The organism is Actinoplanes sp. NPDC019969 (assembly GCF_055562375.1).
This window is the reverse complement of the sequence record NZ_JBVHFK010000012.1, coordinates 95,877-118,454: the sequence shown is the minus strand read 5'-3', so window position 1 is coordinate 118,454 and position 22,578 is coordinate 95,877. Positions and strand designations below refer to the sequence as shown.

General features: G+C 71.0%; 20 protein-coding genes. 13 read left to right on the top strand and 7 right to left on the bottom strand.

Going from position 1 to position 22,578, the window contains the following annotated elements; all coding sequences use genetic code 11:
* Positions 1-16 precede the first annotated feature (16 nt).
* Entirely contained in the window at positions 17-706 is a 690-nt protein-coding gene (locus ACZ3II_RS31805) for a 4'-phosphopantetheinyl transferase family protein (protein ID WP_465522215.1), read from the bottom strand.
* A gap of 162 nt (positions 707-868) precedes the next feature.
* On the opposite strand from ACZ3II_RS31805, the gene ACZ3II_RS31800 reads away from it, so the two are divergent.
* Positions 869-1,111 carry a hypothetical protein gene (locus ACZ3II_RS31800; RefSeq protein ID WP_465522213.1) on the top strand — a complete coding sequence of 81 codons (243 nt, stop codon included), beginning with the start codon at positions 869-871 and terminating at the stop codon, positions 1,109-1,111.
* Here ACZ3II_RS31800 and ACZ3II_RS31795 read toward each other — a convergent pair.
* The 3 genes from ACZ3II_RS31795 to ACZ3II_RS31785 all read right to left on the bottom strand — a co-directional run bounded on the left by ACZ3II_RS31795 (position 1,081) and on the right by ACZ3II_RS31785 (position 4,077).
* Positions 1,081-1,659 (bottom strand): MmyB family transcriptional regulator, encoded by a 579-nt coding sequence (locus ACZ3II_RS31795; protein WP_465522211.1) that lies wholly within the window; start codon positions 1,657-1,659, stop codon positions 1,081-1,083. The two genes, ACZ3II_RS31800 and ACZ3II_RS31795, sit on opposite strands and share 31 nt — an antisense overlap.
* 121 nt (positions 1,660-1,780) lie before the next feature.
* Positions 1,781-3,361, bottom strand: coding sequence for a cellulase family glycosylhydrolase (locus ACZ3II_RS31790; protein WP_465522209.1), 1,581 nt, complete (start codon positions 3,359-3,361; stop codon positions 1,781-1,783).
* A 113-nt stretch (positions 3,362-3,474) separates the two neighbouring features.
* On the bottom strand, positions 3,475-4,077 hold the full coding sequence (locus tag ACZ3II_RS31785) for a TetR/AcrR family transcriptional regulator (RefSeq protein WP_465522207.1): 603 nt from the start codon (positions 4,075-4,077) through the stop codon (positions 3,475-3,477).
* Positions 4,078-4,186: 109 nt separating this feature from the next.
* On the opposite strand from ACZ3II_RS31785, the gene ACZ3II_RS31780 reads away from it, so the two are divergent.
* The 3 genes from ACZ3II_RS31780 to ACZ3II_RS31770 all read left to right on the top strand — a co-directional run bounded on the left by ACZ3II_RS31780 (position 4,187) and on the right by ACZ3II_RS31770 (position 8,491).
* Entirely contained in the window at positions 4,187-4,744 is a 558-nt protein-coding gene (locus tag ACZ3II_RS31780; protein WP_465522205.1) for a hypothetical protein, read from the top strand.
* A gap of 557 nt (positions 4,745-5,301) precedes the next feature.
* Entirely contained in the window at positions 5,302-6,663 is a 1,362-nt protein-coding gene (locus ACZ3II_RS31775; protein ID WP_465522202.1) for a glycoside hydrolase family 43 protein, read from the top strand.
* Positions 6,664-6,799: 136 nt separating this feature from the next.
* Positions 6,800-8,491, top strand: a complete 1,692-nt coding sequence (locus ACZ3II_RS31770) for a cellulose binding domain-containing protein (protein WP_465522200.1) — start codon at positions 6,800-6,802, stop codon at positions 8,489-8,491.
* A gap of 53 nt (positions 8,492-8,544) precedes the next feature.
* Here ACZ3II_RS31770 and ACZ3II_RS31765 read toward each other — a convergent pair whose 3' ends face one another.
* Positions 8,545-9,282, bottom strand: coding sequence for a helix-turn-helix domain-containing protein (locus ACZ3II_RS31765; protein WP_465522198.1), 738 nt, complete (start codon positions 9,280-9,282; stop codon positions 8,545-8,547).
* 186 nt (positions 9,283-9,468) lie between these two features.
* Here ACZ3II_RS31765 and ACZ3II_RS31760 point away from each other — a divergent pair, with 186 nt between their 5' ends.
* Entirely contained in the window at positions 9,469-10,866 is a 1,398-nt protein-coding gene (locus ACZ3II_RS31760; RefSeq protein ID WP_465522196.1) for an FG-GAP-like repeat-containing protein, read from the top strand.
* 26 nt (positions 10,867-10,892) lie between these two features.
* On the top strand, positions 10,893-12,251 hold the full coding sequence (locus ACZ3II_RS31755) for an FG-GAP-like repeat-containing protein (protein ID WP_465522194.1): 1,359 nt from the start codon (positions 10,893-10,895) through the stop codon (positions 12,249-12,251).
* A 54-nt stretch (positions 12,252-12,305) separates the two neighbouring features.
* On the opposite strand, the gene ACZ3II_RS31750 is transcribed toward ACZ3II_RS31755, so the two are convergent.
* Positions 12,306-14,783 carry a chitinase C-terminal domain-containing protein gene (locus tag ACZ3II_RS31750; RefSeq protein WP_465522192.1) on the bottom strand — a complete coding sequence of 826 codons (2,478 nt, stop codon included), beginning with the start codon at positions 14,781-14,783 and terminating at the stop codon, positions 12,306-12,308.
* A gap of 180 nt (positions 14,784-14,963) precedes the next feature.
* On the opposite strand from ACZ3II_RS31750, the gene ACZ3II_RS31745 reads away from it, so the two are divergent.
* Entirely contained in the window at positions 14,964-16,061 is a 1,098-nt protein-coding gene (locus ACZ3II_RS31745) for an RHS repeat-associated core domain-containing protein (RefSeq protein ID WP_465522190.1), read from the top strand.
* Positions 16,058-16,849, top strand: a complete 792-nt coding sequence (locus tag ACZ3II_RS31740; protein WP_465522188.1) for an SGNH/GDSL hydrolase family protein — start codon at positions 16,058-16,060, stop codon at positions 16,847-16,849. The genes ACZ3II_RS31745 and ACZ3II_RS31740 overlap by 4 nt, the downstream gene beginning before the upstream one ends.
* Here the strand turns inward: ACZ3II_RS31740 and ACZ3II_RS31735 are convergent.
* Positions 16,824-17,630, bottom strand: a complete 807-nt coding sequence (locus ACZ3II_RS31735; RefSeq protein WP_465522186.1) for a helix-turn-helix transcriptional regulator — start codon at positions 17,628-17,630, stop codon at positions 16,824-16,826. The two genes, ACZ3II_RS31740 and ACZ3II_RS31735, sit on opposite strands and share 26 nt — an antisense overlap.
* 100 nt (positions 17,631-17,730) lie before the next feature.
* On the opposite strand from ACZ3II_RS31735, the gene ACZ3II_RS31730 reads away from it, so the two are divergent.
* The 5 genes from ACZ3II_RS31730 (at position 17,731) to ACZ3II_RS31710 (ending at position 22,546) form a co-directional block, all read left to right on the top strand.
* Positions 17,731-18,993 (top strand): serine hydrolase domain-containing protein, encoded by a 1,263-nt coding sequence (locus tag ACZ3II_RS31730; protein WP_465522184.1) that lies wholly within the window; start codon positions 17,731-17,733, stop codon positions 18,991-18,993.
* A gap of 5 nt (positions 18,994-18,998) precedes the next feature.
* A complete protein-coding gene (locus ACZ3II_RS31725) occupies positions 18,999-19,808 on the top strand; it encodes a MerR family transcriptional regulator (protein ID WP_465522182.1) in 810 nt (269 codons plus the stop codon).
* A complete protein-coding gene (locus tag ACZ3II_RS31720; RefSeq protein WP_465522180.1) occupies positions 19,801-21,051 on the top strand; it encodes a helix-turn-helix domain-containing protein in 1,251 nt (416 codons plus the stop codon). The genes ACZ3II_RS31725 and ACZ3II_RS31720 overlap by 8 nt, the downstream gene beginning before the upstream one ends.
* Positions 21,052-21,161: 110 nt before the next feature.
* Positions 21,162-21,623, top strand: coding sequence for a RidA family protein (locus ACZ3II_RS31715; protein ID WP_465522178.1), 462 nt, complete (start codon positions 21,162-21,164; stop codon positions 21,621-21,623).
* 131 nt (positions 21,624-21,754) lie between these two features.
* On the top strand, positions 21,755-22,546 hold the full coding sequence (locus ACZ3II_RS31710; protein WP_465522176.1) for an alpha/beta fold hydrolase: 792 nt from the start codon (positions 21,755-21,757) through the stop codon (positions 22,544-22,546).
* Positions 22,547-22,578 lie beyond the last annotated feature (32 nt).

Here is a 22,578-nt window from a genome sequence, read left to right as displayed (position 1 = left end):
TCGCGTGCGTGACGGATCAGCGGACCAGCGGCGTGGGCTGCCGGGCCGGCACCAGGATCGTGACGGCGGTGATCACCAGGTCGTTCTTCACCAGCCAGCGTCCGGTGAAGCCGGTGAGGGTGCGGCCGTGCAGCCGCGGCCCGGTGGTCCGCAGCTCGGCGGTGAAGGTGGCAGTGGCCGGATGGAAGGTCACCGAGACGTCCTCGAAGTCGAGCCACCGTTCGGCGATCGGGTACCACGCCTTGTAGACCGACTCCTTGGCGCTGAACAGCGCCCGGTCCCAGCGGATGCCGGGATGCTCGTACTCCAGCAGCGTGATCCGGTCGCGTTCCTCAGGTAGCGAGATCGCGTCGAACACGCCGTTCGGCAGGTTCTCGTGCGGTTCGGCGTCGATGCCGACGGTGCTGACGTGCGTGGCCGGCGCGGCCACCGCGGCGCGGTAACCGACGCAGTGGGTGATGCTGCCGACCAGCCCGTCCGGCCACTGCGGCTCCCCGCGTGGGCCGATCAGGATCGGGGCCGGCCGCCGGCCCATCCGCTGCATCGCCTGCCGGGCGCACCAGCGCCCGGTGACGAACTCGGCCCGCCGTTTCGCTCCGGCCCGGCTGACGAGGAACTCCTCCTCCGGGAAGAGGGTCACCCGGGGTGGGTCCTCGAAGGTGTCGACCGCGGTGACACCGGCCGGCAGGATGCTCTCGATCATCATGTCCCCCCGCCCTTCTCGACGATGGTCATGGATTCGAGCGTAGGGAGCGGCCCGTCCCCGGGGAACCGGGTGCGCCCCTTTACCGGGTCCGCCGCCGCGGTTAAGGGGCACCCGGGGGGCCTGAGTTCTGATCCGCCACTCCCGATGGCCGATACTGCAGGGGTGACGTCTTCCCCCACGCCGCCCCCGCCCCCGCGCAAGCCCACCAGCAACAACAGCTGGATCCTCACCGCCGGCGGCGGGCTGATCGGCGCCTACTTCCTGGTCAACGGCGCCCTGATGGTCCGTGACGAGCACGGCGACGGCATCTTCGCCCTGATGATGGCCGGCATCGTGGCCCTGGTCGGCGCGCTCGCCGTCTTCATGTTCAAGACCTACCGCGCCGAACGGGCCTCCCGCGACTGACCGCCCAGGCTCTGCCCGCCGACGACCGCGAGCAGCTCCCGTCTCTGGTAGCTCTCGCTGCCCGGGACGGCGGTGTAGACCAGCAGGGAGTGCCCCTGATCCGGGTCGAGGAGCGCCTGGCAGGTGAGTTCCAGGTCCCCGACCTCCGGATGGACGAACCGTTTGAGGTGCTGATGGGTCACCCCGACCTCGTGTTCGTCCCACACCGCCCGGAACTCCGCGCTGCTTTCCAGCAGGAGATTCTGGAGGTACGCGGCCCGCGAGCCCGGTCCCCGCACGGCGACCACGTGCCGTAACCCCGAGGCGAAGACCCGGGAGTGCCGACCGTGGTCGTCAGGGTGGTACCGGGCGCGGGCGGCGGGGTCGGCGAACCACCGGTAGCCGATGCTGCGCGCCGGCCCGGTGAACCCGGTCAGGTCCCCGTTGAGCGCCACCCCGAGCGCGTTCTGCCGCAGCGACTCGCCGAGCTCCGTGACGATCTCGGCGGGGGTGTCGGCGAGCCGGTCGAAGATGCGAACAGTCCGGGGCTGATGTGTTCGCCGCGTCACCGAGCGCCGCCACCGACGCCGGCGACGACAGCTCCAGCTCCCGCAGCGACACCCGTGCCCCCGGCACCTGCCGGCAGGCTGAGGGCGCCCCGCCGGTTGCGGGACGCCCTTCGCCGTGGGGTCAGGCGCCCATGATGGCGTCGATGATGCCCTGCTGGGTCACCGTCGCGGAGTTGCGGTCGAACAGCGCGAACCCGTACTGGCCGTTGTGGCCGTTGTCCCAGTAGGCGGTCGCCGCGCCGTACTTCTTGGCGGTGGCGACCAGGGTGCGGGCGAAGTCCGCGCGGTACCTGTTGTTCGTCGCGTCGGCCGAGGTCTTGTCGATCGAGCCGTACTCACCGACGAACACCGGGTAGCCCTTCGTCACGAACGTGTCGTGCACCTTCTTCAGCTGCGCGTCCATGAAGTCCTGCTGGCCCCACGACGACTTCTTCGCCGGGTTGGTGGCCGCCGGGCCCCACTGCGTGATGGTGCCGTTCTCCTCGCCGGCGAAGTCCCACGGGTCGTAGTAGTGCACCGAGATCATGATCCGCTTCTCGGCGGCCGGGATGGCGGCCGACCGGAACTGGTCGGTGGGCAGCACGAACCCGGAGCCCACGGTGTGGTCGATGTTCGTGTTCCAGCCCGGCACCAGCAGCCACCGCGACGTGTTGTTGCCACCGGACTTGCGTACGGTGTCCACGAAGATCTGGTTGTAGGCGTTGATGTTGGAATAGCACGGCTGGGTCGGTGCGCCGTACTGCCCGTCGAAGTTCTCGTTCATCGACTCGAAGATCAGGCGGCCGCTGTAGCTCTGGAACCGGCTCGCCACCTGCTGCCAGACCTTCTGGTACTTCTCCTTGATCGCGGTCTGCGACGCCGCGTCGCAGATCAGCCACGCGCCGCCGACGCTCTTGTACCCGTCGCCGTGCATGTTGATCAGCACGTACAGCCCGCGGTTGTGGGCCAGGTCGACGACCTGCTGGATCCGGGTCAGCCAGGCGGCGTCGACGGTGTAGTCCGGCGCGGCGCCGATCTTGTTCAGGTAGGACACCGGGATGCGGATCGTGGTGAAGCCGGCCGCCTTCACCCGGTCGATGAGGGCCGCCGTCACGACCGGGTTGCCCCAGGCCGTCTCGCTCGGCGTCCCGTTGATGTTGGCTTCCAGCTGGTTGCCCAGGTTCCAGCCCTTGCCCATGTCGGCGACGAGCTGCGCGGCGCCGCCGGTGACCGGCCCGGTGCTGGTGCTCGGGCTGACACTGGTACTGGGGGAGACGCTGGTGCTCGGGCTCGCGCTGCTGCTCGGCGTCGTCACCCCGCCCGTGCAGGCCGTGCCGTTCAGGGTGAACGCGGCGGGCACCGGGTTCGCGGCGGTGAAGGCGCCGTTGAACCCGAACGAGGCGCTCCCGTTGGTGGCGATCGAGCCGTTGTAACCGGCGTTCTTGGCGGTGACCGCGGTCCCGCTCTGGGTCACCGTCGCGTTCCAGGCCTGCGTGACGGTCTGCCCGGCGGCATAGGACCAGGTCAGGTTCCAGGCGGTGATCGGGTCACCGAGGTTGGTGACCTTCACCGACGCGCCGAAGCCACCCTGCCACTGGCTGGTGACCGCGTAGTCGACCCGGCAGCCGGCCGCCGCGCTCGCCTGAAAGGCGACCGCCACCGAGCCGCCGACAGCGACCACCGCCATCGCGGCCGCCGACAGCACTTTCCGTGTTCGAGACATGTAGACGAGTTCCTTCGGGGGATCGGGAGCGCTCCCATTGGGGGATGGGATGCGGCTCCATCGGAGGAGAGGGGAACTCGCATACTATGCCTGACGCCACCGTCAGGTAACCGTCACCGTCGCCGCCCCGCGCGGGCTCCGTGCGTGGTGACCAGGCCGTCGACGCCGCGGAGAAAGGTTTCGCAGATCACGGTGGGGTCGAACAGGCAGCCGGCGGCCATGGCGCCGTCCCGCAGCATGACGAAATGCCGAGCAGCGGCCTCGGCGTGGGTCTCGTGGACCCGCGCCAGCAGAGTGCGCACGGTGTCGTGGAACCACTGCCGGTGGGCGATGACCAGCTGGTGCACGGGGCTGCCGGGATTCGGGTACTCGGCCACCGCGTTCAGGAAGGCGCAGCCGCGGAAACCGGGGGACCGGATGCCGTCGGCGATCGCTGACGCGACGGCGCGGACCGTGTCGCCCGCCGGCAGGCCGCCGGAGGAGGCCCCCTCGATCTGGGCGCGGATCGCCTCGTCGGCGCCCTGCAGGTAGGCCACGACCAGGTCTTCCTTGCCGGGGAAGTGCCGGTAGAAGGTGGCCCGGGTGACCTTCGCCTCGGCGACGATCCGGTCCACGCCGACCGAGTGGATGCCCTCGGCGTAGAAGATCCGGGACGCCGTGCCGAGCAGCCGTTGCCGGGGCTCGGAGGGGCGGGGTGCGGTTTCGATGCGGGCCATGGAGCCATGTTAGTGGGAAAGAACGTTCGTTCTTGACTTCTGGTTGTGGGTGGGTCATCGTTCGTCAGGTAGAACGAACGTTCTGTCTCTCTTGGTGAAAGGATCACCCATGACGACCCTCGCCGTGCCCGGCATCGCGACGACGGCGGCCGCCCTTCGGCGGCTCTACTTCGGCCGGTTCGTGTTCGCTGTCGTCTGGGCGGGCGTGACCTTCGCGTTCGCCGGGGAGCTCACGCCTGTCGTCGGGGCGTTGTTCGTGCTCTATCCGCTGTTCGACGTGGCGGCCGCCGTCGTCGATGCCCGGGCGTCGCGCCGTACCGGTCCACCCGCCCTGCTCCACCTCAACATCGCGGTCAGCTCACTGGCCGCGATTGCCCTGGCGGTGGCGGCCACCTCGGGCGTACCGGCAATGCTGCGGGTATGGGGCGCCTGGGCGGTCGTCGCGGGCGCGGTGCAGCTGGCCGTGGCGATCACCCGCCGCGCGATGGGTGGCCAGTGGCCGATGATCTTCAGTGGCGGGCTGTCGGTGCTGGCCGGCGGGTCGTTCATCGTGAGCGCTTCGGCAGCCGACCCGGTTCTGGCCAACGCTGTCGGTTACGCCGTTCCCGGCGCGGTCTTCTTTCTGCTCTCCGCCATCCGCCTCGGCCGCACCGCGACGCGCGACTGACTCCAGCGGGCGCGTTCTGCGGCCTACCGGTCGCGGGGCGCGGCTGGCGGTTCGCGCGGGTCGCGGGGCGCGCGAGGCGTGGCTGGCGGGGCGCGCGGGGTGCGCGAGGCGCGGCTGGCAGGGCGCGCGCGGGTCGCGGCTGGCCGGGACAGGATTTACGGCCTGTGGAGGACGCGGATTTCCGGCCGACGGGATGCGGGGCTGCAAGGTCACCCCCCGGCTGGCTCTCATGGCTGCCTCCCGGCGCGGGAGACAGCCATGAGAGCCAGCCGGAAGTGACCTTGACACAGGACCGGCCGTGAGGTGAACGGTCAGATGGTCGGGAAGGAGCGTCGGGCGAGGCCGCTCGTGTAGCCGTCGATGGCGGTGGTGTTCGGGGGCGCAGGTCGGCCATCCCACCTATGGAGCGGCCCGCGACCATGCGACAGCGCCTCGGATAACGCTTTCTCGGAAGTTCGTGGAAACCGGGATCAAGAGACCGTAAATGTTGCAATAGATAGACGGCTCTGTAATTCTCCGGCAATCCCCATGTGAGCGCTCACAGTATCGGAGCCGCGATGATTGCCCGCCGTGTTCTCGCTTTCGCTGCCGCCGCCCTCACGGCAGTGGCGCTGCTGCCCGCCCCGGCGCGGGCCGACAACCCGATCGTGCAGACGATCTACACCGCCGACCCGGCCCCGCTGGTGCACAACGGCAGGCTCTACGTCTACACCGGCCACGACGAGGACGGCTCCACCTACTTCACGATGCGGGACTGGCGTGTCTACTCGACCACCGACATGGCGAACTGGACCGACCACGGCTCGCCGATGAGCCTGGCCACCTTCAACTGGGCGAGCGCCGACGCCTGGGCCGGTCACGTCACCGAGCGCAACGGGCGCTTCTACTGGTACGTGCCGGTCAAGAACCGGGCCACCGGCCGGATGGCCATCGGCGTGGGCGTGTCGAGCAGCCCGACCGGGCCGTTCACCGACGCGATCGGCCGGCCCCTGGTGGAGAACGGCGAGATCGACCCGAACGTCATGATCGACGACAACGGCCAGGCGTATCTGTACTGGGGCAACCCGAACCTCTGGTACGTGCGCCTGAACGCCGACATGATCAGCTACTCCGGCGGCCCGACACAGATCCCGCTGACCACCGCCGGTTTCGGCGCCCGGCCGGGGAACACGAGCCGGCCGACGCTGTACGAGGAAGGGCCGTGGGTCTTCAAGCGCAACGGCCTCTACTACAACGTCTTCGCCGCCGAGTGCTGCTCGGAGTTCATCGGTTACTCCACCGCGCCCGGCCCGACCGGTCCGTGGACCTACCGCGGAACCGTCATGCCCCGGCAGGGTGGCAGCTTCACCAACCACGCCGGCGTCATCGACTTCAACGGCGGGTCGTACTTCTTCTACCACAACGGCGCGCTGCCCGGCGGTGGCGGTTTCACCAGGTCCGTCGCGGTGGAACGGTTCACCTACCGCTCGGACGGCACCATCCCCACGATCACCATGACCACTGCCGGGCCGCCGCAGGTGGGGACGCTGAACCCGTACGTCCGGCAGGAGGCGGAGACGTCGGCCTGGGCCGCGGGCGTCGAGACCGAGGCCGCCTCCGGCGGTGGGCGGAACGTCGGCTACATCGAGAACGGCGACTACCTCAGGATCAAGGGCGTCGCTTTCGGTACGGGCGCCGCGTCGTTCCAGGCCCGGGTGGCCTCCGCGACCGCCGGCGGCCGCATCGAGGTGCGCCTGGACAGCCCCACCGGAACCCTGGCCGGCACCTGTTCGACCGGCGGCACCGGCGGCTGGCAGTCCTGGGCCACGGTCACCTGCCCGGTCACCGGCGCGACCGGCACCCGTGACGTCCACCTGCGCTTCGCGGGCGGCACCGGCTATCTGCTCAATGTCGACTGGTGGCAATTCGCGGCCCGCTAGAAAGTACCGATTGAAAGTGTTATGCGGAGCGTCTTCCATTGGTCTTCATTGAGCCCATGGGAGCGCTCCCGTAGCATTCGTGCGCCGTACAAAAGGAATGTCCCCCGCATTTCTCATCCCCTCCAGGAGCCGCACCATGCGAAAACCTCGCGCCAAGACCGCCGTCCTGATATCGGCCGGCGCGCTCCTCGCCTCCACCGCCGCCGTCGTGGCCCTGCCCGCCGGCGCCGCGACCGCCGGCTGCGCGGTGAAGTACACCGTGTCCTCGCAGTGGCAGGGCGGGTTCAACGCCGACGTCGCCGTCACCAACCTCGGTGATCCGCTGACCGCGTGGAACCTGACCTGGTCCTACGGCGCGGGGCAGACCGTCACCCAGGCCTGGAACGCGACGGTGGCCCAGAGCGGGGCCGCGGTCACCGCCACGAACGCCGCCTACAACGGCGCGATCGCCACCAACGGCACCGCCACGTTCGGCTTCACCGGCACGTGGGGCACGAGCAACCCCGTACCCGCGAACTTCGCCGTCAACGGGGTCGCCTGCACCGGCGGCACCACGCCGACGTCGGGACCGACCTCGTCGCCGAGCACCGGCCCCAGCGCCGCGCCGGATGTCACCGTGAACACCGCCACCAAGTACCAGACCGTGGACGGCTTCGGCGCCGCGGTGTCGATCTGGGGCGGCGCGTGGTCGACCGCCGAGACGCAGACCCTGGTCGGCCTGGGCGCCGACCAGCTCGGGCTGTCGATCGTGCGGACCGGCGTCTCCCCGGTCTCGGGCGAGTGGGGCACCCAGGTCAACGCCTTGAAGACCGCTAAATCGTACGGCTCAGGGGTCAAGATCCTGGCTTCGCCGTGGACCGCTCCGGCCGCGTGGAAGACGAACAACAGCCGGATCAACGGCGGCAAGCTGAAGACCGACTACTACGACGACTACGCCAACCACCTCAACAGCTACGTCCAGTACATGCGCGGTCAGGGCGTCGGCGTCGACGTCACGTCGGTGCAGAACGAGCCCGACTGGCACCCCGATTACGACTCGATGGACTGGAGCGGCACCGAACTGCGCAACTTCGTCCGCGACCAGGGCGCCAAGGTGCGGAACACGAAGCTGATGGTGGCCGAGGCGGTCAACTTCAACTACGGCTACACCGACCCGGTTCTCAACGACGCCACCGCCCGCGCCAACGTCGGCTACATCGGCGGCCACCTCTACGGCGCCGAGGAATCCGGCCGCCTGAAGGATTACCCGCTCGCCACGCAGAACGGCAAGCCGGTGTGGATGACCGAGTGGAACTTCCACGAGGCGGACGGCAACGGCTCCAACATCTGGGGGAACCCCGGCAACCAGACGGTCTGGAACGAGACCCTCGACGACATCATGCGTACGGTCCACAAGTCGATGGAGTCCAACTGGAGCGCTTACATCTGGTGGTACGGCAAGCGCTACTACTCGTTCATCGGTGACGGCGAGGCCGCGTACGGCACCACCGCCGGCGCCCCGCTCAAGCGCGGTTACGCCTTCTCCCAGTTCTCGAAGTACGTGCGACCCGGCTACCAGCGCGTCGCCCTGACCAAGAACAGCAAGGCCTCCCCGCTGGAGATCACCGCGTACCGGGGCGGCGGCAGGACCACCCTGGTCGTGCTGAACCGGTCCGCCACCGCGGTCCCGAACGCGGTCGTCCAGACCGCGCAGAACATCAGCAAGGCGGAGTACTACGCGACGTCCCTGACCGCCAACGCCGCGAGCCAGCCCACGAAGGTCAACGGCGGCCAGGTCACCGTGTCCGTCCCGGCCCGCAGCATCTCCACCATCGTCCTCACCGACTGACCGTTCGTCCCGACGCGGGCACCGGCGTATGCGCCGGTGCCCGCGTCACGTTCTCAACCGAAGGCGCACGCCGGCATGCCGGCCGGCGGATGCACCGGCGCGGTGAGATCGCCGCCGGCGACGTAGCCCCAGCCGTCCCACTGCTGCTCGGCGCCCGGTTCGGCGCGGTCGCCGCGGGTGTAGTACCAGACGTCCGTCCCGTCGTGACCCGACGTCCAGCACACGAACCAGCTGCGGTCGGTCTCCATCACGGCGACGCGCCGCGAACCCTCCGGTTCGGCGTACAGCACCGTGCCGTCGGCGTTGTCGCACACGAAATCGGTGTCCCACACGTGCCCGGCCTGCCGCGCGTCGACGTGGCGTACCCCGGTGCGCTTCTCGCAGGAGCCGCCGCCCGCGGACGCGCTGACCGCGGTGTAGACGCCCGCCCCGGCGAACACGAGCGTGATCGCGACACCGGCGGCGAACAGCCACCACAGGCGGGCGCGACCGGCGGCCCGGGGCGGCTCCGGCTCCTGCGCCGGGGCCCGCGCGGGTAGTGGCAGTCCCGCGACGGTGTTCTCCCACAGCCGTTCGAGCTCGGCCATCTCCTCGTCGGTGGCGCCGCATTCCTGAGCCCACGACCGCACGATCGACCAGCGCGCCGGAACGGCGTCGCCGGACGCGTACCGGTGCAGGGCGGATTTGCTGACCGCCAGTCTCTTCGCCATCGACTCGAAACTGCGGCCGCTGCGCCTCTTCAGCGCGGTGAGTGCTTCGTCGAGCGTCGCTTCCCTGACCGGTATCCGCATTGTGCTTCCCCTGTGAAGCCGTCCCGTCCCGGCGCCGCGTCCCGGCGCCGGGCAACGCCCCTGCCAGTGCTTACGTCCCATCCCATCCCGTCCCGGAACCCTTTCAGGGACGGATGTCGATGCGTTGACTGTGGCTCAGCCCCAACCGGCGGACAACCCCTAGACACCCCACCCGAGGAGTGCCCCATGACCCGTACCACGGCCCGGATGGCCGCCGTCCTGACCGCCACCGTCACCGCCCTCGTGGCCGCCGCCGCGTCCCCCGCCGCCGCCGATCCGTTCACCCCGGACGGCCTGGACGAGGCGGCGCCGCGCGCCGCCGAGAGGGCGGTCGCCGCGGCCGGCCCGCGGCCGGTGTTCCAGCTGCCGTTCGCCTGCGGCGCCCGGATCCAGCTCGGCACGTACGGCGGCCACGGCGACTACGAGATCGACATGAGCGCGTCCGAGGGAACGCCGCTGCGGGCGTCGGCGGCCGGCACCGCCTACCGGGGCCACAGCAACGGCGGCGGCTACCAGGTCAGCATCCTGCACGACAACGGCTGGCGGACCCTCTACCTGCACCTGCAGGCGAACTCGTACCAGTTCGCCGACGGGGCCCGCGTCCAGATGGGCCAGCACCTCGCGAACACCGGCAACACCGGGACCAATACCAGCGGCCCGCACCTGCACTACGAGCAGCAGAACCAGATCGACGGCAGCTGGCGGGCGGTGCACGCGTGGTTCAACGGCCAGCCGTCGGACATCACCGACGACGCCCGCCGGAACAGCTACTACGACACCAGCAACAACTGCGGTCAGAGCTCGGCGGGCGGCGGGGTGGCGGCAGGCGATGTGACCGGTGACGGGTTCGCGGATCTGATCGGCAGGCGGTCCGACGGCTCGCTGGCGCTGTACACGAACAACGGAGCCGGGGCCGCCGGGCCGTACGGCCCGAACCGGGTCGTCGGCACGAGCTGGCAGGGGTTTTCGCTGTTCCGGGCCGCGGATGTCACCGGTGACGGGAAGGCGGACATTCTCGCGGTCGGCGCGGACGGATCTTTGGTGTTGTACGCCCACAGCGGTGACAACGCCGCCGCCTACAGCACGGGCCGGGTCGTGGGGAGTGGCTGGGCGTCGTTCCGGCACGTGACGGTCGCGGATGTCACCGGTGACGGCAAGGCCGACATCCTCGGTGTGGCCTCGGACGGAACGCTGCTGCTGTACGCCCACAGCGGTGACAACGCGGCCCCGTACGGCACGGGCCGTCAGGTGGGCACCGGCTGGGCGGGTTTCTCGCACGTCAGTGCCGCGGATGTGACGGGTGACGGCAAGGCCGACATCGTCACGGCCGGTTCGGACGGGGTGCTGCGGTTGTACGCCCACGGCGGTGACAACGCCGCCCCGTACAGCCTCGGCGCGGTCGTCGGATCGGGCTGGCAGGGCTTCGACCGGGTGCTGGCCACCGACGTCACCGGCGACGGCAAAGCCGACATCGTCGGCTCCCACCCTGACGGCAACCTCTGGCTCTACGCGCACAGCGGCAACAACGCCGCCCCGTACGGCACCGGCCGCCTGATCGGCAGCGGCTGGAACTCCTTCGCCTGACCCCGCACCCCGAACGGAGAACGGACATGACCAGCCTCTTCCACCGGCGGGGCGCGACCACGGCCCTCGCCACCGCCGCCCTGATCGCCGGACTGCTGACCGGCACCGCCGCACCGGCGCACGCCTACGCCACCGTCGCCTGCAGCCCCGCGGGCGTGACCGCCGCCGACAACGCTCTCGCCGCCTCCCTCAACCCGCAACTGCAGGCCAAGATGCGCAACCACCTGACCGGCTACCGGGTGTCCTGCGCCCGCGCCGTCGCCACCGCCGTGCAGGCCCGCGGGCTGGACCGCCGCGCCGCCACCATCGCGACGGCCACCGTCATCGTGGAGTCGACGCTCGAGAACATCTCCGAGGAGGTCGACCACGACAGTCTCGGCCTGTTCCAGCAGCGGGCGTCGTGGGGCAGCCGGCAGCAGCGCCTCGACCCGTCCTGGGCGACCAACGCGTTCCTCAACAAGATGCTCAGCCTCTACCCGGACGGCTCCTGGCGGACCCGGCCGGTCGGCCAGGTGGCGCAGGCGGTGCAGGTGTCGGGGTACCCGAGCCGGTACGAGCCCGAGGCCGCTGACGCCGCCGTCATCGCCGGGGCGCTGGTCAACGGCTCCGGCGGCGGGGTGGCGGCCGGTGACGTGACCGGTGACGGGTTCGCCGACCTGGTCGGCAGGCGGTCCGACGGTTCGCTGGCGCTGTACACGAACAACGGAGCCGGTGCCGCTGCACCGTACGGCCCGAACCGGGTCGTCGGCACCAGTTGGCAGGGGTTCTCCCTGTTCCGGCTGGCCGATGTCACCGGCGACGGTAAAGCCGACATCGTGGGCGTCGGTTCCGATGGGTCCTTGGTGTTGTACGCCCACAGCGGTGACAACAGCGCCGCGTACAGCACCGGCCGGGTGATCGGCAGTGGCTGGGCGTCGTTCCGGCACGTGACGGTCGCCGATGTCACCGGTGACGGCAAGGCCGACATCCTCGGCGTCACCTCGGACGGAACGCTGCTGCTGTACGCCCACAGCGGTGACAACGCCGCTCCCTATGGCACGGGCCGTCAGGTGGGCACGGGTTGGGCGGGTTTCTCGCACGTCAGTGCCGCGGATGTGACGGGTGACGGCAAGGCCGACATCGTCACGGCCGGTTCGGACGGGGTGCTGCGGTTGTACGCCCACGGCGGTGACAACGCCGCCCCGTACGGCCTCGGTGCGGTCGTCGGGTCGGGCTGGCAGGGCTTCGACCGGGTGCTGGCCACGGACGTCACCGGCGACGGCAAGGCCGACATCGTCGGGTCCCACCCCGACGGCAACCTGTGGTTGTACGCGCACAGCGGCAACAACGCCGCCCCGTACGGCACCGGCCGCCTGATCGGCAGCGGCTGGAACACCTTCGCCTGACCGAAAACGACCGGGGCGGTCGTCGCGCGATGCGACGGCCGCCCCGTCAACCCGTCAGCAGGCGCCGGCGTCCGCCCAGACCGCCGCCGACCCGGGCTCCTCACCCTGCGTCCACCACTTGGCGGTCCACTTGCGGCCCTGGTGCGCGGTCTGGGCGCCGCCGACGTAGGTCGCCGACCGGTTCCAGGCGGCGACCATGCAGGTCACCGGGCCGCTCGGCGACACGCTCACCGACGCGGACGGCGAGCCTGCCTGGCAGGTCCCGGCGTCCGCCCAGGCGGCGGCCGATCCGGGCTCCTCACCCTGGGTCCACCACTTGGCGGTCCACTTGCGGCCGTTGTGGGAGACCTGCTGATCGGCGGTGTACGCCGTGGCGCGTACCCAGGCGGCCACCGCACAGGCCGGTGCGCTGGCGGAGACCGAAACCGACGGTGATCCGCTGGGCGTCGTGCCCGCGCCGCGCGGATTGTCGGTGGTCAGCGCGTACGACGTCCCACCGAACGTCACCGTGTAGTTCGACGGCCCGGAGATCGGCAGCTGGTAGACGATCGCCATGTCGATGCTGCCACCGGCGGGGATGCTCTGGTAGCCGGGCAGCGTGAACGACGCCCGGTGGAAGCTTCCCTTGAGGCCGCCGACGTTCGGGCCGGTGTGGTCGCTGCTGATGATCCGGGTGTTGCCGCCGGACTGGTCGCTCAGGTTGGCGGGCGCGGCGACCGGGTAGTCGAACTGGAACTCGGCGCCGCCCGGGATGGTGACCGCCGAGTTGTTCCGGATCCGCATCTTCGGGTTGATCGGGTAGTTGTTGTCGCCGAGGGCGTACTCGACCAGCTCGATCGAGACGTCGAGACGCTGCGCCGGCATCGCCCGGGTGGCCTTGACGACGTTCGCCTTGCTCGCGGACTTGAACCTGTCGTACAGCGTCGTGGTGAGGGTGTCGCCGATGACGTACTCACCCTTGGCGCTGTCGAGGCGGTAGTCGCCGGCCAGCTCCCAGATCATCACGCCGCCGAGGCCCCGGTCGACCACGTAGTCGGCCTTGGCGCCCAGGGACTGCTCGTCCTCGGTGGAGAGGAAGACCTTCTTCTCGGCGTTCCACAGCCACGGCGCGACCAGGGTGGAGTCGTAGTGCCGGGTGTACGTGCCGGTCAGCTTGTCCTCGGGGTCGGTGGCCGGGGTCAGCCCGTACGCGCCGAGGTAGCTGCCGGTGATGCCGTTCTGCAGGTTCTTGGCGTGCCACATCGGGTTGGAGCCGGCCCCGACCTCCTTGCCGTTCTCCAGGTCGTGCCACAGGTTGTCGATGCCACGCGCGCCGTCGCCGCAGGCCGTGGTGCCCTTCGGGCAGGTGCCGGTGGCCCGGGCCCGGCCCCACAGCCCGTTGGTGCCACCGGTCACGTTCTTGTGGCCGCGGGTGTAGTACGGCACGCCGATGTTGATGCGCCCGGCCGCCATCGCGCCGCGCATGTACTTGGCCGCCCAGTCGGTGTTCAGGTAGCCGATACCGCCGTACTGCGCCGCGCTGTAGACGTTCGCCGAGGCGAGTTCGGCGTCCTTGCCGTCGTCGAACAGGGCGGCGTTCGGGCCGACGTACTCGTTCCACGCGCCGTGCAGGTCGTACGACATGACGTTGACGTAGTCCAGGTACTGCAGGGAGCTGAAGTTCTCCATACCGCGCAGCAGGTAGCCGGACGACGGCGACGCGATGGTGAGCAGGTAGTACCTGCCGTCCCGGGCGGCCGCGGCGTCGAGCTTCTCGCGCAGGGTCTTCATCAGCACGTGATAGCTGCGGTTGAGGCCGGCCCGGCGGGCGTTGCTGATCGCGAAGTCGTCGGGGTGCCCGGCGTCCTTCATCGAACTCGGGTACTCGTAGTCGATGTCCACGCCGTTGAAGCCGTACGCCCGGATGAACGCGACAGCGGAGTCGGCGAACGTGTTGATGCCCGCCTGATTGACCGACCCGTCCGTGTTGGTGGTCATCGTGTAGAAACCGCCGCTGCCGATCCGCTCGCCGGAGGCGTCGATGTAGCCGCCGGTCTCCGCCCAGCCGCCGACCGAGATCAGCGTCTTGACGTCCGGGTGCTGCTTCTTGAACTTGCCGAGCTGGTTGAAGTGCCCCTGGTACGGCAGCGCCGGGTCCATCTCGGCGCCGGCCACACCGGGCCAGGTCAGGCCGGTCGCCTCGGCGCCGACCGCGATCCTGTGCTGCGCGTCGATGTGCGCGAACGCGTAGTTGATGTGGGTGACCTTCTGCCAGGGGATGTCCTTGGCCAGGTAGGACGGCTGGCCGTTGGCGCCGGTGCGCCAGCCGGTGAAGTAGCCGATGATGCGGCGCCCGTGGTCGGCGCCGAGCGTTTCCCGGCCCTCGGTGTCGTACGCCAGGCAGTAGGGCGTGTCGACGCCGGGGGTCGGCTTCATGCCGTCCGGCCGGCAGGCGCTGTGGTCGGTGACGGCGGCGTCAGAGGTCAGCGGAAGGCCGACGACGGCTGCCGCGGTCGCGAGGACAAGGGCCGCGAGCGCGGCGGATCTGCTCAACGTTCGACGAACCAGCAAGGAGCTTCTCCAAGGTCCGATGAGTGACGTGCATAACTATCCGCCAATATTAAGTAAACTTTCCAGTAAGTAAAGTGGAGCTTCCTGGCCCCTCGGAGTCAGGGGTACGACGGGCTGCCGCGGATCGCGGTCGACCGGGACGGATCCGGTTCCCGGACCTTCGTGCACAATGCCACCGGCGAGCCCCTGGCGCTGCGCGACGGCGGCGCCGCGAGCGTGTACGTCCACGACTGGCTGGGCGGTGCCAGCGCGCTGGTCGGTGGTGACGGCGACGTCCAGGCCGTCTACGACTACGACCCGTACGGTCTGCTCCGTACCTCACCGGCCCAGGCCGGGGTGACGGTCACCCCGACCGGGAACCCGCTCAGGTTCACCGGCCAGTACCAGGATCCGACCGCCGGCGGCGACTACTTCATGCGGGCCCGGATGTACGACGCCGGCACCGGCACGTTCACCGGCACCGACCCGGTCAAGGCCACCATCGGCGAGCCGGCCATGTCGCCGTACGGCTACGTCGACGGCCGGGTCCTCAACGCCATCGACCCCACCGGCGAATCCCTGCTCGACGTCCTGTCCGAGGCCGGCGAGGCGATCGTCGAGACCGGCAAGGGACTGCTCGACGCGTACGCCGACGCCGACGACGCCTCGGCCACCAGTGTCGGCACCGATCCGGAGAAGAAGGAGCAGGCCCAGCAGCGCACCGAGGAACGCGCCGAGACCATGCTGGACCGCGACAAGCTGGAGGACTTGCTCAACGCCGAGTACGCCGAGGACGAGGGCAACCCCACCCGGCAGCGCACCCGCCAGGCCTTCGACCTGCTGACCGCCGTCCTGCCGGTCAGGGGTCCGAAGAGCGTCAGCGTGCCCAAGGGCCCCAAACCGGCCCCGGCCACCGCCCCCAAGGGCAGCGGCATCAAGAACGGGCCGCCGCCGCGCGCCGCCGGCTGCCTGCACAGCTTCGACCCGGACACCGAGGTCCTGCTGGCCGACGGCAGCCACAAGCCGATCAAGGATGTCGAGGTCGGCGAGACCCCGCCGCACCACGACCGCCCTGCCGGAATCCGGCAGGGCGGTCGCGCCGGTGCCAGGGATCGACAGTCCCTGGCACGGCCCCGTTCCTCCCTGCGATCGTTCGGCGTCCGCGGCGGAAGCCGCCTTCGTGCCGGAAGCCGAACGGAGAAACACATGCGGCGCCGCATTCCCCCGGTGCGACCACGTGACGCCCGGAATGCCGGAATCGATCCCGGTGTTCGCCGGTGACCGTGCTGATCGGCGCGGTGTTCGGGGCGGTGATGGCTGTGCTGGTCGCTGCGGTCGTGGTCATCGCCGGGCAGGCCCGCGGTGTGCAGCGCGTCATCCCCGTCGCCATGCAGCCGCCGCCGCGGGCGGAGGGACTGATCGGCGCGCGGCTTCCCGGCCCGCCCTTGATCATGACGGTGCTCGGGGACTCCTTCGCCTCCGGCTACGGGGCCGGGAAGCGGCGGGAGACCCCGGGCGTCCTGCTGGGCACCGCCCTCGCCCGCCACGCGGGCCGGCCGGTACGGCTGCACCAGCCGTCCTTCGTCGGCGCCATGTCCGCGGACCTGCCCCATCAGGTGCGCGCCGCGCTGATCCACCAGCCGGATGTCGCTGTCATCTTCGTCGGCGGCAACGACGTCACCCGGTTCGCGCCGCTCGGGGCGGCGGCCCGATATCTCGGCGACGCGGTCCGGCAGTTACGGGCCGCCGGCTGTCAGGTCATCGTGGGCACCTGCCCGGACCTGCGGATCATCCCGCCGCTACGGCCGCCGCTGCGCTGGCTGGCGTCCCTGCGCAGCCGGTTGCTGGCCGCCGCGCAGACAGCCGAGGTCGAGGCCGCCGGTGGCTGTGCGATCTCCCTGGCCGCCCTGCTCAACCCCCATTTCGAGGCTGATCCGGCGCGGATGTTCGGCGCCGACCGCTTCCACCCGTCGGCGGCGGGGTACGCCCGGACGGCAGCCGTCTGCCTGCCGCCGCTGCTGGCCGCGTTACGGGCGGAAGGCGTCATCCCACCGGCTGGCCGGCGGTGACCAGGTGCCGCAGGTCCGCGCCGTTACGGGCGGTGAAGACGAGCATCCGCTGCCGGCGGTCGTGGCTGAACACGACCTCGCAGTCGAGGTCGACCCGGCCGGCCGCCGGGTGCAGCAGTGACGTGGTCTCCTGCCGGCACAGCCGTACCTCGTGGTCGTCCCACAGGCCGCGGAACTCGGCACTCCCGGCCAGCAGCGTCGCGATCATCTGCTCCGCCTCGGCGGGATCGGGTTCCAGGTCCGCCGCGGCCCGCACCGCCGCGGCGTAGGTCGCGCTCTGCCCGGCGTAGATGTCCGCCGGGTAGATGCCGCGCTCCTCCGGCATCATGAACCACCGGAAGTAGCCGCTGCGGTTCAGGCCGGTGTAGTGCGTCTGGTCGCCGAACAGCTCTCGCGCCAGCGGATTCTGCACCAGGGTGTGCGCCAGATTCGACATGATCATCGCCGGGTTGCCGTCGAGCGCGTTCAGCACCCGGCGCAGCCCCGGATCGATCCGGTCGGCGACGGCGGTCTGCTGGGGCGGGTTGTGCCCGATCAGGTGGAACAGGTGGTCGCGCTCGTCGACGGTCAGATCCAGCGCCCGGGAGAGCGCCGACGCCACCTCGGGGGACGGCCGCGGGCCGCGCCGTTGCTCCAGGCGGGTGTAGTAGTCGATCGAGATGTAGGCGCGCTCGGCGACCTCTTCGCGCCGGAGACCGCGGGTCCGGCGGGCCGTGCGGTGGGCGGGGGTGAGGGCCGCCCGGCGTTGTCGCAGGAAGTCTGCCAGCTCTTCGCGATTCACCCGGCGATCTTAGGGTGCCGCTGCCAGGGACCGCCGATCCCTGGCACGGCCCTGTGCCCCGTGCCACCGTTCGGTGTCCTACGAAGGAGGAGAGATCGCGGTGGTCGAGGTTCATGGTGAGGTGGAGGAGGGCTACGGCCCGGTGGCCGATGCGTTCCGGCGCAACTTCGAGCGGGGGCGGGAGATCGGCGCCGCCTGCGCGGTGTATCGCGACGGCCGGAAGGTGGTCGACCTGTGGGGCGGCTACCGCGACGGCGTGACCCGCGAGCCGTGGCGCAGCGACACGATGGTGCCGGTCTTCTCGACGAGCAAGGGTGTGTCGTCGATGGCGGTCGCGGTGCTGCACGCGCGCGGGCTGCTGGATTACGACGAGCGGGTGGCCGCCTACTGGCCCGAGTTCTCCGCGGCGGGCAAGGCGGAGATCACCGTACGTCAGCTGCTGTCCCACCAGGCAGGCCTGCCGGTGATCGACCGCCCGCTCGATCTGGCCGACCTGTCCGGGTCGGCGGCGCTGGCCGCGGCGCTGGCGGAACAGCGGCCGGCCTGGACGCCGGGGGAGCGGCACGGCTATCACGGCCAGACGCTCGGCTGGTACGAGAGCGAGCTCGTCAGCCGGGTCGACCCGCAGGGCCGGCACCTGGGCAGGTTCTTCGCCGAGGAGGTGGCCGCGCCCCTGGACCTCGACTTCCACATCGGCCTGCCGGAGGACGTGGACCGTACCCGCATCGCCCGGATCCACGGCTTCCGCACCTGGCAGATGATGCTGCACATCACCGCGATGCCACCGGCGTTCGCGTGGGCGTTCGCGAACCCGCGGAGCCTGACCGCCCGCGCGTTCCAGAACCCGAAGGTGCTGGGCGTCCCGGAGAACATCAACCGGCCGGACGTGCAGGCCGCCGAGATCCCGGCCGTCAACGGCATCGGGCAGGTCCGGTCGATCGCGCGGCTCTACGGCGACGCCGCGGCCGGTGGCGCCGGGCTCGGGCTCACCGCGCCGACGCTGGACGCGCTGACGAGTCCGGCGCGGCCGCCGTCCCGCGGGCTCGCCGACCAGGTGCTGCGGCTGCCCACCCAGTACTCGCTGGGATACGTCAAGCCGTTTCCGGCGTTCCGGTTCGGGTCCGCCGCCGGCACCGCCTTCGGCACGATGGGTCTGGGCGGTTCGTTCGGCTTCGCCGACCCGGAGACCGGGATCGGTTTCGCGTACGGGATGAACAGGCTCGGTTTCCACCTGTGGGACGACCCGCGCGAGGTGGCGTTGCGCGACGCGCTGTTCGCCGGCGTGCTCGGCGAGATGCCGCAGCGACCCGACTCCGCGCGCCCCGGCGGCTTGACCTTGTGGCCACTGCAAGGGGCACGCTGAACACCATGTTGTCGATCAAGGAATTCAGCGAGATGGCGCACCTGTCCGCGCAGACCCTGCGGTACTACCACGCCGAAGGTCTCCTGGTCCCGGCCCGGGTCGACGAGCAGACCGGCTACCGCTCGTACACCTTCGGCCAGGTCGAGCAGGCCATGCTGATCACCGTGCTGCGGCAGGCCGGCCTGGGCGTCCAGCAGGTTCGGCGGGCGCTCGGCGAACCGGACGCCGCGCCCGCCCTGCTGCGCGAGCACACCGCCGCGGTCCAACGGCAGCGGGAGGAACAGGACGAGGCGCTCCGGACCGCCCGGGACCTGCTGGCGACACCGCCGGAGCCGGAGGTGCGCCCTGTGCCGGCGATGACAGTGGTGTCGATGCGCGTACCCGCCACTCCGCTGCAGCAGGAGTGGGAGCCGTCCGAGGCGGTCCTGACCACCGCTACCGAAGACCTGGTCACGGTGGTGGAATCGAGTGGCGCGACGCCGGTCGGCACGCCGTGGCGGGTGCTCGCCCCCGGCGGTGGCGGGCCCGTCTGGCTGGTTCAGGTCGCGGTCCGCGACGACGTCACGGCCCTGACCCTGCCGCAGGCTTGCGAGGTGCGGGGGTACGCGGCCGGCGAGGAACTGTCGATCACCATGCCGGGCCGCAACGCGATCGCGAAGTACTGCACGGCCCTCAGCCGCCTGCTCGCCCATCCGCTCGGCGAAGCGTTCCTGGACATCGGGCGGCTGCGTCACCTGGTCGGCGAGGACGGCGTCGAGTTCAGCGCGCCGATCTGCCGGATCCGGCGAAGAACGTCCGGCCCCACCGATGAGTGACACGTTCGGCCGCCGGCTGCGGGAGCACCGGCACACGGCGGGGCTGACGATGGAGCAACTGGCGGAGCGGTCGGGCGTCAGCGCCCGCGCGATCAGCGACATGGAACGCGAGCGCAGTGTCGCGCCGCAACGGCGTACCGTCCAGGCCCTGGCCGACGCGCTGGAGTTGCCCGAGGCCGACCGGCCCGCCTTTCTGGCCGCGGCCCGGGCCGGGCGCCCGAAGCCCACGGCTGCCGTGCCGGCCGGCTGCTGTGCGCTACCGCGCCCGGTGCCCGATTTCACCGGCCGCGGCCGGGAGCTGGCGCAGCTGCGCCGGGCCGCTGCCACGGCCCAGCCGGCGCCGGCGGTCGCGCCGGTCGTGACGGTGTCCGGGACGGCCGGGGTCGGGAAGACCACCCTCGTCGTCCAGGCGGCACACCTGCTCGGCACGGTCCTCACCGGCGGCACCCTGTTCGCCGACCTGCGGGGAATGGACGCCCGCCCGGCCGGCGCGGCGGAGACCCTCGCCCGGCTGCTCAGCGCGTTCGGTGTCCGCGACGACGAGATCCCCGCGGACGAGACGGACCGGGCCGGACTGTACCGGGACCTGCTGCGGCACCGGCGCGTCCTGGTGGTGCTCGACAACGTCGCGGACGAGGCGCAGGTCCGGCCGTTGCTCCCGGGCCCCGGACCGTCCCTGACCGTCGTCACCAGCCGCCGGCTGCTCGCCGGCCTCGAGGGCGTCCACCGGCTCAACCTCACGCAGCTGCCGGCCGGCGACGCGGCGACGATGCTGCGGCGCATCATCGGCGACCGGGAACCCGAGGCGACCGCCGAGGTGGCCGAGCTGTGCGGCAGGCTGCCGCTGGCGTTGCGCATCGCCGGTAACCGGCTGATGAGCCGGCCGCAGTGGACGGTGCGGCACCTGGCCGACCGGCTGTCCGGCGAACACCGTCGCCTCGACCAGCTCATCGCCGGGGACCTGCGGATCGCCGCCGCGTTCAGCCTCTCGTACACCCAGCTGTCCCCGCAGGCGCGCAGGCTGTTCCGCCGCCTGTCGCCGGCGCCCGGTGCGGACTTCGACGCGCGGTGCGCGCGGGCCCTCGACCCGGCCGACCCGGAGGGCATCGAGGACGCCCTCGACGAGCTCGTCGAGCTGAGCCTGCTGCAGGCGCATGGGGACGGCAGGTACCGCTTCCACAACCTGATCCGCCTGTTCGCCCGCGAGCGGCTCGCCGAGGAAGAGGCCGCGGAGCCGCGCTGACCGCACATGCGGAAGTGCTTCTGCATGCGGTCTCGCGTGTTCCCCGCGGCTGAGTCCAGGTGAGATCAACGAGGGGCGCAGCAGAGCCGCCCGTCACCGAGAGGGACACCATGGGTACCTGGAACGACCGGCTCACCGAGCTGGGCATCACACTGCCGCACGTCGCCACACCGGTCGGCGGTTACACGCCGGCGATCCGATCCGGAAGGCACGTCCACACGTCCGGCCAGCTGCCCTTCGTCGGCGGCATCCTGCCGGTCACCGGCAAGGTCGGCGACACCGTCGACGTCGCCCAGGCCGCCGACCTGGCCCGTACCGCCGCCCTGAACGCTCTCGCGGCGGTGGACGCCCTGGTCGGCATCGACGCGGTGGTACGGGTCGTCAAGGTGACCGGTTTCGTCGCCTCGCTGCCGTCCTTCACCGGGCAGGCCCGGGTCCTCGACGGCGCCTCCACCTTCCTGCACGACGTGTTCGGCCCGGCCGGCATCCATGTCCGCTCCGCCGTCGGCCTGGCGGTCCTGCCCCTGGACAGCCCGGTCGAGGTGGAACTCCAGGTCGAGATCGCGTCGTGACCACACCGACTGTCCACGGCGTGCAGTGCCCGCCGTGGTGTTCCCCGGCCACAGTCTCTCCATCCATGCACTGAAAACGCCCTGCCATGAAACCCACCATCGTCCTTTCCCCACTGACCGAGAAGAGCATCATGCGCGTCCGCATCTCCCGAGTGGTGGCCCTCGCCGCCGCCCTCGTCCTCACCGGCTCCACCGCCGCCGTCGCCGGCAAGCCCGCCCCGGCCAAGCCGACGATCGTGCTGGTGCACGGCGCCTTCGCCGACTCCGCCAGCTGGTCCGGCGTCATCGAGCGGCTCCAGCAGCGCGGCTACCCGGTCGTCGCGGCCGCCAACCCGCTGCGCGGGCTCAGCTCCGACGCCGCGTACGTGCGCACCGTGATCAACTCGGTGCCGGGCCCGATCGTGCTCGCCGGTCACTCGTACGGCGGCGCGGTGATGACCAACGCCGCCGCCGGCGACCCGGACGTCAAGGCCCTCGTCTACATCGCCGCGTTCGCACCGGACAGGGGTGAGAGCGCCCTCGAGCTGTCCGGAGAGTTCCCCGGCAGCACCCTCGGCGACACGCTCGCCCCGGTCCCGCTCGGTGACGGCACCACCGACCTGTCCATCCGGCCGGACCTGTTCCGGCAGCAGTTCGCCGCCGACGTGCCGAAGCAGCAGGCCGCGCTGATGGCCGTCACGCAGCGGCCGATCCGGGACGCCGCGCTCAGCGAGGGTTCCGGCGAACCGGCCTGGAGGACGATCCCGTCCTGGTTCCTGCTGGCCGGCGCCGACCGCAACATCCCGGTCGAGGCGCAGCGCTGGATGGCCGCCCGGGCCGGCTCACGCGCCACCGTCGAGATCCGCAAGGCGTCGCACGCGGTCGGGGTGTCGAACCCGCGCCCGGTCGCCGACCTGATCGTCCGCGCCGCGACCGCGCGATGACCTGACCGTTCGCGATCAGAGGCCGTGGCCCG